We start from the raw sequence: 12,191 nt of genomic DNA on the forward strand, positions 1-12,191 counted from the left end.
AGAATTTGCCAATTAGAGTTCCTAATGCATTACCAGCAATAGAAATATTACAGCAAGAAAATATATTTGTAATGGATGAAAACAGAGCAGTTAAGCAAGATATAAGGGCACTTAAAATAGCGGTACTTAATTTAATGCCTATTAAACAAGAAACAGAAGTACAGCTGCTGCGTTTAATTAGTAATACACCGCTGCAAATAGATATTACCCTGCTAAGGCCAATTTCACATGACAGCAAGAATACCTCCCAAGAACATCTTGAAACTTTTTATAAGACTTTTGATCAGATTAAACATCTTAAATTTGATGGTATGATTATAACAGGAGCCCCCGTAGAACAGCTTGAGTTTGAAAAGGTTACTTATTGGCATGAGCTTACACAGATTATGGAGTGGTCTAAGCACCATGTTACTTCAACTTTTCATATTTGCTGGGGTGCGCAAGCTGGGCTTCACTACCATTATGGCATACCAAAATACCATCTTCCACAAAAGAAGTTTGGTGTGTTTGAGCATGAAATTGTTAACTTTGAAAAGTTATTACAAGGACTGGACGATATTGTCTATATACCACACTCAAGACATACTGAGGTTTCTAAAGAAGAGATTCTTTCGTGTAAAGACCTTAAGCTGCTTTTGCATTCAGAGCAAGCCGGTGTTGCGCTTGTTATATCTAATGATGGCAAACATATATTTGCAACGGGACATGCAGAGTATGACCCTCATACATTAGGCAAAGAGTATATGAGAGATCTAGAGAAAAATTTACCTATAGAAATACCAGATAATTATTATATTGATGATGAAATGGAAAAAGGTACACTTGTACGCTGGCGTTCACATGCTTATATTTTATTTTCAAATTGGCTGAATTATTATGTATATCAAGTTACACCGTATAATTTAGATGAAATACGATAAACTAAAAAGGAGCCATTAAAATGATTCATACGCTTAATATTTCAACACCTAAAAGAGATGCGATGTTAGATATTACACATATGGTACAGCAATATGTTGATAAAACCAATCTTCAAGATGGCTATTGTATCATTTATGTGCCGCATACAACAGCAGGGCTTACTATTAATGAAAACGCTGATCCAGATGTACAAAGAGATATGCTTTATGCACTTGATAAGGCTTATCCGAGGCAAGCTGATTATAGACATTTTGAAGGCAATTCAGCAGCACATATTAAGGCATCGACTGTAGGATTTCAGCAAACAGTACTTATTAATGCAGGTAAACTTCTACTCGGAAGGTGGCAAGGTATTTATTTTTGTGAGTTTGACGGCCCGAGACAAAGACAAGTTTTTATCAGTATATTTGGGGAAAAATAATATTATCATTGTTAAGAAACTTAAATATTGGTATAATAATCTAAGGAGATTAAGGAGTTGATCGTATGCAGATTAGAGGCAGAGAATTTCCATTAACATTCGAGGAGGTTAGAGACTTGATAAAAAAAGAGAATTCTAATAAGGCAATATGGATTACCATCGCGGTAAGTGTTATTCTTGTACTTGTTGCCATAGTTATTTGGCTTGCTAAAAAGAGTTGTAAAGATATAGAAGAACATTATGAATACTTTGACGACGACTATGATGAAGCTGAGGATTATGAAGATTTTGATGAGTATGATGACTCTATTTATGAGGATGAAGAAGTTGAGTATGTTAAAATCAAAGACTTCATGAATTATTCAGAAGATGAAAAAGGTGTTGAACCACAAACAGAAGAATCGGTTGAATCAGATGAATCTACAAGTAAAGAAAGTGACGTACAAAATCAAGAGTAATATAAAAAATAGAGGGTAGCCTATAAGCTATCCTCTATTTTTTATAAGTGTTTTGAGCTTTGATATAAGAATGTCGTTTTGCTCAGGGTTTAAGAAACAAAACCGTATATAGCCATCACTCAGAAATGGAAATGAACTTGCATCACGTATTAAGATATGATCTTTTAGAAGTTCATGCAGAAGATAATCAGATGAAATAGATTCCGTTAGTATTTTGATCAAAACGAAATTTGCAGCAGGTTCAAATAAATGAAGTTCTTTAACTGCAGAAAGTTCATTTACTATACGTTTTCTTTCTGAAACAAATAGACGATGTGTATCTGAGATATAAGTTTGATCAGTAAGCATCATTTGTACTGCAAAGTCAGCAAGACTATTAATACTCCAAGGATTTTGAAGCTTTAAAAGGGTGGCTTTAAGGGGTGCATTTGAAGAAATACCGTACCCAAACCGGAGACCAGGTGCCGCAAAAAACTTAGATATACCACGCAGGACAAGCAAATGATCAAAGATGAGTGTCAAAGGAACTGCTGAATAAACGCCTGGGTCATCACAGAACTCAACATAAGTTTCATCTATCATCGTAAAAATATGAAGTTTTTGAGTGATCTCTAAAATGCGTTTAAGATGGTCTGCGGAAATACCCGTACCTGTTGGATTATTTGGATTACATATAATGAGCAGATCGTAATCCACACTTAAGCTTGCTATAAAATCTTCTGTGTCTAATCTAAAGTCATTAGACTCTTGAAGTGGATAATAATCACAAAGTCCTCCCAAAAGATTTATTTCTCTTTCGTATTCAGAATAAGTTGGACCCAGTACCAATGCTTTTTGAGGCTTAATACACTTTATTGTCATTGCAATAAGCTCGGTCGATCCATTTCCAACAATGATATGGTTAGAATCCACCTGAGCATACGTAGAGATAACTTCTTTAAGTTTAGTATAGTTTCGATCAGGATAAGTAGCAATCAGATCAATATTTTCTTTAAGGGCTTCCCGTGTTTTAGGCGAGATACCAAGAGGGTTAATATTGCCGCTAAAATCCCAGATGCTGTTTCGATCTATATTATGTTTAATGGAGACAGCATCCAAATCTCCGCCGTGTAAATAATGTTTACTTTTCATAACTACAGTCCTTCTTTCTGGAGTCTTAGAATAAATACTAATAATATACTATAGTGCCTGATTAAAGTCAAAAATATCATAAGAGACATTAAAACATTTAATATACTAAAAAAATACTATATAATTAAGTCAAAATAATCTATTGATGGAGGCTCAGATGAATCTAAAATCATTGCAGCAACAAATTATTAAACAAGAAGAACTTCTAAGATTTGAGCATTTTTCTAATGAAGACGCATTAGAAATAGGAATGCTTCTCATTGAAAAAGCAAAAAGCCGAAATGCCGCAGTCGCTATTGATATTTCAATTAATGGTTATCAGGTATTTAGATACGGGTTTAAAGGAACGAACGCACATAATGATAAGTGGCTTAAAAGAAAAATTAATACAGTTAATACAGTGCATAAAAGTTCACTGCATGTTTTTACTATTTTGCAGGAAAAAGAGCAAGACTTATTGAAAGATTGGTTTCTTGATCCGATGGAATATGCTTGTATGGGTGGAGGCTTTCCTATTCATATAAAAGAAACGGGTATAATAGGCTGCATTGGTGTATCCGGACTGCCTCATCTTGAAGATCATCAAATGATAGTCGATGTGTTATGTGACTATTTAAAAGTAAACCTTAAAGCATAAAAAGGGTATATTTAGCCATAAAAATATGCTATACTATTTATACAATCTATAGCAAAATAAAACAGACACAAAGGATATATGCCATTGTGTCTGTTTTTAGCGGTTAAAGTTTTAGCGGTAAAAATAGAATGCAGATTTAAATATAGGAGATGAAAAAAATGAGGGTAATAATAGCTGAAAAGCCTTCTGTAGCTAAAAATATTGCAGATGCACTTAAAATAAAAAAACGATGTGATGGTTATTTTGAGGGAGAAGACTATTTAATCACATGGGCTTTTGGACATCTTCTGGAGTTATTTGATGCAAAAGATTATGATGAAAAGATGAAAATATGGCGTCTGGAGAACTTTCCATTTATTCCTCCAAGCTTTGAATATAAGGTTAAAGAAAATAAGCTTAAAAAAGTAACTGATGCAGGCGCTAAAAAGCAGCTTAAATGTATCAAAGAGCTGATTTACAGAAAAGATACAGAAGCTGTCATCTCTGCTTGTGACTATGACCGTGAAGGGCAGATTATAGCAGATATTATTTTTGCCTATCTTAAAGTTAAAAAACCTATTTACAGGCTTCTTCTTAATGAATGGACAGAAAAAGAGGTTATTAAGGGACTTCAGGAAATAGTCCCTAATAAACAACTTAAGCCTCTTCAAGATGCAGGGATTAGCCGGCAGCATGCGGACTGGCTTATAGGTATTAATCTAACCTCTGCTGCGACGCTTAAATATGGCGGCAAGGGACAACTTTTAAATGTAGGAAGAGTGCTTCTGCCGACACTTAAGATGATTTACGACAGAGATATTGAGATCGAAAACTTTAAACAGGAGCCTTATTATAAGCTCGCTGCTAAGTTTAAAAAAGATGATATTAGCTATGAAGGGACCTATACAGAGGAAAAGAAGGATAAATTTGAAGATAAAGTCTATTTAGAGCAAATAAGAGATAAAATTAAAGATCAAGAGGCGACCATTACGAAGAAAGAGGTTGTTGAAAAGACAGAGTATCCACAGAGTCTTTTTAACTTGTCGGCACTGCAAGGTTATATTACAAGTAAGTATCAAGGCTTTACCTCAGATAAGGTTCTGGGTATTGCACAAAGCTTATATGAAAAAAAGCATATTACGTATCCAAGAACAGCTAGTAGTGTTTTAGATGAAAGTCTAGTTGATAAGGCTAAAAGTGTACTTTATACGCTGAAAAAAGGACTGCCATTTGAAGATGAGATTCGTTTTACAGTATCAAAAAAAGTATTTAACAGCAAAAAGGTAGAAAGCCATAGTGCGATTATACCGACCTATATTATACCTAAGCAGCTAACACCTCAAGAAGAAAAAGTATATTTAGCCATAAGAAATAGATTTATAGCACAATTTATGCCCCCTGCCAAGGTAGAAGAAACCATACTCGAGACTACAGTTAATGATACGGACTATGTGTTTATAACTAAAGGTAAGATTCAAAAAGAACTGGGCTATAAAAAAGTAGAGCAGGAACAAACAAAAGATGTGATCCTGCCCAATGTTGATAAAGGACTCGTATTAAATACAGAAGATGCTATCGTTGCAGAACACAAGACTAAGCCACCCGCGCCTTATACAGAAAAAACGCTTCTTAGGGCTATGGAAACGTGCGGCAAACAGTTTAAAGAGGAAGAGCAAAAAGAAGACAGTGAATTTATGGAAGCTATTTTGAGTGGCTTTAGTATTGGCACACCCGCAACAAGGGCAGAAACTATAAAAAAGCTAAATACGACTGAATATGTGATGATGCAAAAGAAAAATATAAGATGTACCTCAAAGGGGAGATATATTATTGAGACCCTACCCGTTAAAGAGCTTATGGACCTTGAGTATACAGGCAAATTAGAAAAAACCCTCCAGGACATAGAAAAAGGTAATATTTTAAAGCAAGAGTTTTTAGAGCATATAACAAATTTTGTGACTCAAGCTGTAGGTGCTATAAAAACTCAGAGAAGCATCGCACTAAAACCTATAAATAGTACGGGCAGCGCAGCGCCCGCTAAAAAGTCCGAATCTAAAACGAAAGATAAGATTGAAGATAAAAAACGTGAAGTTTTAGGGAAGTGTCCACTGTGTGGAGAGGATATTGTAGAAGGGACTAAGGGATTTGGCTGTATGGGGTATAAAAAGGGATGTAAGTTTGTAATATGGAAAGAAATGCCTGATTTATCCAAGTATGGCAAAAAAGTTACAAAGACTTTAGTTAAAACACTTCTTAAAAATGGGGAAGCAAAGCTTAAGAATATCAATACCCAAGATGGCAAACCTATTGATTTGCTAGTAAAATATACTAGAGAACCTCTTAAAGAGACCTATAAATTCGTTATAATAGAGCAACAGAATGTGCTCTGAAATAATCAGAAATTCTTGACAGGCTGGTCCAAAAAATAGTATGATTAACATGAAATTTAATCATACTATGGAGGTAACGGATCATGGCATATTTTATTAATGAAGATTGCATTAACTGTGGTGCATGCGAAAGTGAATGTCCAGTAACATGTATTACTGAAGGAGATTCAAAATACGTAATTGATGCAGCTGAATGTATAGATTGTGGCGCATGTGCAGATGTTTGTCCTGTTAACGCACCAAATCCAGCAGAATAATAAGAATAAATAGAATAAGGGTGATTTCTGGGAACAGAAATCACCCTTTTTTATATCAATTTTTGTAGTAATTTAAGGAATAAAAAACATTTATATTGAATAATTTATTTAAAGGTGGTAAAATCAATAATTGTGATTAAAATAGAGAAAGAAGGTTCATATACAGATGAGTGATATGAAAATTATTAATATAGCAGTAATAGCCCATGTAGATGCAGGTAAGTCGACACTTGTAGATGCTTTTTTAAGCCAAAATGGTGTATTTAGAGATAATGAAGAGCATGTAGAATGTATTATGGACAGTAATGATTTAGAAAGAGAAAGAGGCATTACCATCTATTCTAAAAACTGTTCAATTAAATATAAAGACTATAAGATAAACATAGTAGATACACCAGGACATAGTGATTTCTCATCAGAGGTTGAGCGTGTTATACGTACAGTAGATACAGTTATCTTACTTGTTGACTCTATAGAAGGCCCTATGCCACAAACTAGATTTGTACTTCAAAAGTCATTAGAGCTTGGTCTTAAACCTATTCTTGTCATTAATAAAATTGATAAGCCAAATCATAGAGCCGAAGAAGTCGTAGATATGACTTTTGATTTATTTGTAGATTTACAAGCTAATGATGAGCAATTAGATTTCCCTATTCTTTATGGTATTGGAAAAGAAGGTATTATGCAGTATGAGTTAGATGACGCTGGGCAAGATATTAAGCCGCTTATAGAAACAATCATCGAGCGTGTTGGTGCATATCCTAAACAGGATGAAAAACCTTTAAAAATGCAAATCAGTGCGCTTGCATATGACGATTATGTTGGTAGACTTGGTATAGGACGTATTTACGAAGGAACGATAAACGAAGGACAAACTGTTGAAATAGTAGATAATGAAGGCGTGCTAAGACAAGCGCGTATTTCAAAGATGATGGTTTATGAGGGATTAAAACAAGTTGTTGTGAAAGAGGCAACTAGTGGTGATATTGTTGTTCTAGCAGGTATTCCTAATATTTCTATTGGAGAAACAATAGGAGAAGTAGGGAAAGTAGAAGCAATGACACCTATTACGATAGAAGAACCTACTCTTGCAATGAACTTTTTAGTTAATAATTCACCTTTTGCAGGGCAAAGCGGTAAGTTCGTAACGACAAGACATATTAAAGACAGGCTTGAAAAAGAAACAGAAATTAATGTAGGGCTTAGAGTAGAACCTATGGAAACGACAGATGGTTACAGAGTATCAGGAAGAGGTGAACTTCACCTATCTGTTCTTCTCGAAAATATGAGAAGAGAGGGCTATGAAGTTGGGGTTTCTAAACCAGAAGTTATTATGCACAGAGATGAAAATGGCAAACTTGTGGAGCCAGTTGAACGGGTTATTATTAGTGTGCCAGATGAGTATTCAGGTTCTGTAATTAGTAAGCTAAATATGAGAAAAGGAACAATGCTGAGCATGGAGCCTGAAAATGGTCATATCCGTATAGAATATCTTTGCCCAACACGTTCCCTCTTAGGATTTAGAAGTGAGCTTATCACCGATTCAAGAGGTGAGGCGACTATGGTTAGGACAATTGAAGGTTATACAGAGTATGTAGGAGAACTGCCTAGAAGAGGAAATGGCGTTCTTATTGCACAAGAGCAGGGAACAACTATGGGGTATGCTCTAAACAGCCTTGAAGATAGAGGGACTCTTTTTGTAAAACCGCAAACAGAAGTTTATTCAGGCATGATTATTGGTATGAATTCTCGTAGAGAAGATATGACCGTTAATCCTTGTAAAAATAAAAAAATGACGAATACAAGATCTTCAGGAGCAGATGATGCCATTAGGTTATCACCACCAAGACTGTTTTCACTTGAGGAAGCATTGGAGTTTATTGAAGAAGATGAGCTTGTAGAAATTACGCCAGATGCTATTAGACTTCGTAAGAAAATATTAGACGAAGGTGAAAGAACAAGAGCTAACAGAAAGAAATAGAAAGTGAAGCTATAAAGACTGTCGAAAAATCAGTAAATCACAAAAAAGTGATTGGCTGATTTTTTTTGCTTTTTGGTAATGTAACGTAAGAGCTAAATGAAAAGCTTAAAGTTTTATACTGACTAAATAAACAGTTTAACTTGAAAGAATAGTAATAGAAACAAATATATGCAGCTGATTAATAAATATTTATAATTTGTATATTTATACATTATTTTGTTAGAACTAAAAAATATAACACGTCAAAATCATATATTATGTAAACTTAATTGGACACCAAGTATTTTTATTAAGCCTTAGAATATTAGATTAATTTTGCTGATTGCAAGGTATTGTTGATGAAGTGGTTTACATAATATATATTTAACTAACTTTTATATTAGAAAAACTATGATTTGTTAAATATAAAATTAAGTATAAAAATTTATTAAAAATATTGACACCCTATCGTAATGTTGATAGAATACTAATAAATTAATACTTATTTTAAAATGCGATGAAGGAGAATGACTTTTTGCAGAATCAATTTTAGAGAGTTAGCGGGTGGTGGAAGCTAATATTGATGCAAAATGTAAATCACTCTTGAGCAGAACTTTTGAAAAGTCCAGGCTAAGTAGAAAGTCTCCGGTAGCCCCGTTAAAGGCAAGGGTTTGATAGAACCTGATGAGTGGACTTATATTTTTTTATAGGTCAAAATGGGTGGTAACGCGTGGAATATTCCTCGTCCCGTTCTTGGGATGAGGATTTTTTATATATATTCCGGGAATATTTAAAGGTGTAGATAAAAATGAAGGAGGAATTGTGATGAAGTTATCAGACGTATTAGTGCGTTGTTTAGTTGAAGAAAAGGTAGATACAGTATTTGGTTATCCAGGTGCTGCAGTACTAGCCGTCTATGAATCACTGAGAACCTCTTCTTTGCACCATGTACTGGTAAGGCAGGAACAAGCTGCTGTGCATAGTGCAAGTGGTTATGCCAGAACAACAGGTAAGGTCGGTGTATGTATTGCTACATCAGGACCTGGAGCCACTAATCTTATTACAGGCATAGCAACAGCTTATATGGACTCGATTCCTATTGTTATTATTACAGGACAGGTAAAATCAAGTCTTATAGGAAGAGATGTATTTCAAGAAGTTGACATTACAGGGGCTACAGAACCTTTTATTAAACATAGTTATTTAGTTAAAAATGCTAAGGATTTTCCAAGAATACTTAAAGAAGCTTTTTATATTGCAACAACTGGAAGACCTGGTCCTGTGCTTATCGACCTGCCTATGGATGTTCAGGAAGAACAAATAGAATACCATTATCCAAAGGAAGTTAAGATCAGAGGCTATAAGCCAACGATAGAAGGGCATGTAGGTCAGATTAAAAAAATCATCAAACTTTTAGAACATAGCAAGAGACCGTTGGTTTGTGCAGGCGGTGGGGTTGTACTAGGGAATGCCACAGCGGAGCTTAGCGACTTTATACAAAAGTCTGATATTCCGGTTGTACACACTTTAATGGGTACAGGATCGATGCCAACGCGTTCAGAATATAATTTTGGCATGATAGGCACCCATGGTTATGCACAAGCTAACTGGGGGCTCAAACATGCAGATACTATTTTGTTCGTTGGGGCGCGTATAGCTGACCGAGCAGTGGCTAATTTAGGACTTTTTGATGAGAATGCTAATATCATTCATATTGATGTCGATCCTGCTGAAATTGGCAAAATCACATCTGCAACTATTCCGGTAGTAGGAGATGCAAAAGATATTCTTAAGGGACTTAGTTCACTTATTAAGAAACTAGATACAACAATGTGGAGAGAACAGTTAAACAGTAAACGCAACATTAAAGAAGAGGTTCATCCAAAAGATGCTATTAATCCAAAACTTGTTGTAAGAAAACTCTCCGAGATGTTGAATGATGAGGCGATTATTGCAGCAGATGTAGGACAAAATCAATTTTGGACTATGAGAAATATGGAGATTAAAGGTAATAGAAAGCTTATTTGTTCAGGTGGCTTTGGAACTATGGGGTATTCACTTCCAGCGGCTATAGGCGCAAGTATTGGGAATAAAGAAAAACAAGTAGTCAGCATACTTGGAGACGGCAGTTTTCAAATGAGTTTATTTGAACTTGGTACGCTCATACAAGAAGGCATAAATCCACTTGTTATCTTATTTAACAATAGCGGACTCGGCATGGTAAGAGAAATTCAAAGAAGAAATGAAGATCTCAAAGAACATGGGGTAGCACTTAGAAGTAATCCAGACTTTGCAGCTATTGCAAGAGCTTATGGTATCACAGCAAAAACGATATCTGATGAAAAAGAGATAGAAGCTTCATTAAATGAAGCTTTAACAAGTGGTAAGCCATACTTCTTAGAATTTATTGTAAGTGATAAAGAATCTACATTATAGAAAAGAGGGAAGAGATGAAAAAGCATGTATTATCTGTATTGGTTGAAAATCACTCAGGGGTATTAAGCCGAATATCTGGCTTGTTCAGTCGCCGCGGCTATAATATAGATAGTTTATCTGTAGGTGAAACAGAAGATCGCACTGTATCTCGTATGACCATTGTCGTTGATGCAGATGAGTCTACTTTAGAACAGATCAAAAAGCAGCTCAATAAGCTTGTCGACGTTATAAAAATCGTTGAACTCAAAGAAGAAATGTCTATTTATAGAGAGTTGGCTTTAGTCAAGATTGCAGCTGATAAAAAAACAAGAGCAGAAATTATCGAAATAGCTAACATCTTTAGAGCACATATCGTTGATGTTTCAAAAGAAGCACTTGTTATTGAGGCAACTGGTGATCAAGGGAAAATAACAGCCCTGACAAGTATGCTCGAACCTTATGGCATTAAAGAAATTATAAGAACAGGCCTTACAGCTCTTCAAAGAGGAGAAAAAGAACTCAAAAATTAAACAAACCCAGTTTTAAATAGCAGAGTTTGATTAATCATAAATAATAAAAAATTATATAACAAATCATAGGAGGATTTCACAAATGGCAAAATTATATTATGAAAAAGATTGTAACTTAAATTTATTAACAGGTAAAAAAGTAGCAATAATTGGCTACGGTAGTCAAGGACATGCGCATGCTCTTAATTTACATGACTCAGGTGTAGATGTTATCGTAGGATTATATAATGGTAGTCCATCATGGGCAAAAGCTGAAAAAGCTGGACTTAAAGTAATGACTACGGCAGAGGCTACAAAGGCTGCAGATCTTATTATGATCCTTGTAAATGATGAAAAGCAAGCGGCAATTTACAAAGAAGATATCGCACCAAATCTATCAGAAGGCAAAACACTTGCATTTGCTCATGGATTTAACATTCACTATATGCAAATCATAGCACCACAAAACGTTAATATTGTTATGATCGCTCCAAAAGGACCAGGGCATACTGTAAGAACTCAGTTCGAAGAAGGAAGAGGCGTTCCATGTCTTATTGCTGTTAATCACGACGCTACGGGGAATGCAAAAGACTTAGCGCTAGCTTACGCTGCAGGGGTTGGCGGGGCAAGAGGCGGTATTTTAGAAACGACTTTCAAAGAAGAAACAGAAACAGATCTTTTTGGAGAACAAGCAGTACTTTGCGGTGGGGTAACAGCGCTTATGAAAGCTGGTTTTGAAACACTTGTAGAAGCTGGATATCAACCAGAAAGTGCTTACTTTGAATGTGTACATGAAATGAAACTAATCGTAGACCTTATTAATAAAGGTGGTTTTGAATATATGAGATACTCTATTTCTGATACAGCAGAATATGGAGACTACACAGTAGGACCACGTATTATTACAGAAGAAACTAAAAAAGAAATGAAAAAAGTACTTACAGAAATCCAAGATGGTACTTTCGCTAAAAACTGGATTGTAGAAAATCAATCTCATCGTGCATACTTTAATGCGATTCGTCGTATCGAAGCTGCTCACCAAGTAGAAACAGTAGGAAAATCATTAAGAAAAATGATGTCTTGGGCAACAGAAACAGATAACTAATAGATTAG

General features: G+C 35.1%; 11 protein-coding genes and 1 other annotated feature. Of the genes, 10 read left to right on the forward strand and 1 reads right to left on the reverse strand.

Going from position 1 to position 12,191, the window contains the following annotated elements; translation table 11 throughout:
* Positions 1-5 precede the first annotated feature (5 nt).
* The 3 genes from metA (at position 6) to BN3326_RS17120 (ending at position 1,800) form a co-directional block, all read left to right on the forward strand.
* Positions 6-920: a homoserine O-acetyltransferase MetA gene (gene metA, locus BN3326_RS17110; RefSeq protein WP_070000480.1), complete on the forward strand. Its 915-nt coding sequence runs from the start codon at positions 6-8 to the stop codon at positions 918-920.
* Positions 921-940: 20 nt separating this feature from the next.
* The gene (locus tag BN3326_RS17115; RefSeq protein ID WP_070000481.1) at positions 941-1,342 is read left to right on the forward strand and encodes a secondary thiamine-phosphate synthase enzyme YjbQ; all 402 of its coding nucleotides are present in this window, start codon (positions 941-943) and stop codon (positions 1,340-1,342) included.
* A 65-nt stretch (positions 1,343-1,407) separates the two neighbouring features.
* The gene (locus BN3326_RS17120) at positions 1,408-1,800 is read left to right on the forward strand and encodes a hypothetical protein (protein WP_070000482.1); all 393 of its coding nucleotides are present in this window, start codon (positions 1,408-1,410) and stop codon (positions 1,798-1,800) included.
* A 27-nt stretch (positions 1,801-1,827) separates the two neighbouring features.
* On the opposite strand, the gene BN3326_RS17125 is transcribed toward BN3326_RS17120, so the two are convergent.
* The gene (locus BN3326_RS17125; protein WP_070000483.1) at positions 1,828-2,931 is read right to left on the reverse strand and encodes a pyridoxal phosphate-dependent aminotransferase; all 1,104 of its coding nucleotides are present in this window, start codon (positions 2,929-2,931) and stop codon (positions 1,828-1,830) included.
* A gap of 157 nt (positions 2,932-3,088) precedes the next feature.
* Here BN3326_RS17125 and BN3326_RS17130 point away from each other — a divergent pair, with 157 nt between their 5' ends.
* From BN3326_RS17130 to ilvC, 7 genes are all read left to right on the forward strand, one after another.
* Positions 3,089-3,568, forward strand: coding sequence for a heme-degrading domain-containing protein (locus BN3326_RS17130; protein WP_171903855.1), 480 nt, complete (start codon positions 3,089-3,091; stop codon positions 3,566-3,568).
* Between the two features lie 158 nt (positions 3,569-3,726).
* On the forward strand, positions 3,727-5,937 hold the full coding sequence (locus BN3326_RS17135; protein WP_070000485.1) for a DNA topoisomerase: 2,211 nt from the start codon (positions 3,727-3,729) through the stop codon (positions 5,935-5,937).
* Between the two features lie 83 nt (positions 5,938-6,020).
* The gene (locus BN3326_RS17140) at positions 6,021-6,194 is read left to right on the forward strand and encodes an indolepyruvate ferredoxin oxidoreductase subunit alpha (RefSeq protein ID WP_070000486.1); all 174 of its coding nucleotides are present in this window, start codon (positions 6,021-6,023) and stop codon (positions 6,192-6,194) included.
* A gap of 166 nt (positions 6,195-6,360) precedes the next feature.
* Positions 6,361-8,175: a translational GTPase TypA gene (gene typA, locus BN3326_RS17145; protein ID WP_070000487.1), complete on the forward strand. Its 1,815-nt coding sequence runs from the start codon at positions 6,361-6,363 to the stop codon at positions 8,173-8,175.
* Between the two features lie 487 nt (positions 8,176-8,662).
* Positions 8,663-8,907: a binding site (T-box leader), on the forward strand.
* A gap of 72 nt (positions 8,908-8,979) precedes the next feature.
* Positions 8,980-10,590 (forward strand): biosynthetic-type acetolactate synthase large subunit, encoded by a 1,611-nt coding sequence (gene ilvB, locus BN3326_RS17150; RefSeq protein WP_070000488.1) that lies wholly within the window; start codon positions 8,980-8,982, stop codon positions 10,588-10,590.
* A 14-nt stretch (positions 10,591-10,604) separates the two neighbouring features.
* Entirely contained in the window at positions 10,605-11,099 is a 495-nt protein-coding gene (gene ilvN, locus BN3326_RS17155; RefSeq protein ID WP_070000489.1) for an acetolactate synthase small subunit, read from the forward strand.
* Positions 11,100-11,181: 82 nt separating this feature from the next.
* Complete coding sequence (gene ilvC, locus BN3326_RS17160) at positions 11,182-12,183, forward strand: ketol-acid reductoisomerase (protein ID WP_070000490.1); 1,002 nt, start codon at positions 11,182-11,184, stop codon at positions 12,181-12,183.
* Positions 12,184-12,191: the final 8 nt, after the last annotated feature.

Source organism: Cellulosilyticum sp. I15G10I2 (assembly GCF_900095725.1).
Classification (GTDB): Bacteria; Bacillota; Clostridia; order Lachnospirales; family Cellulosilyticaceae; genus FMMP01.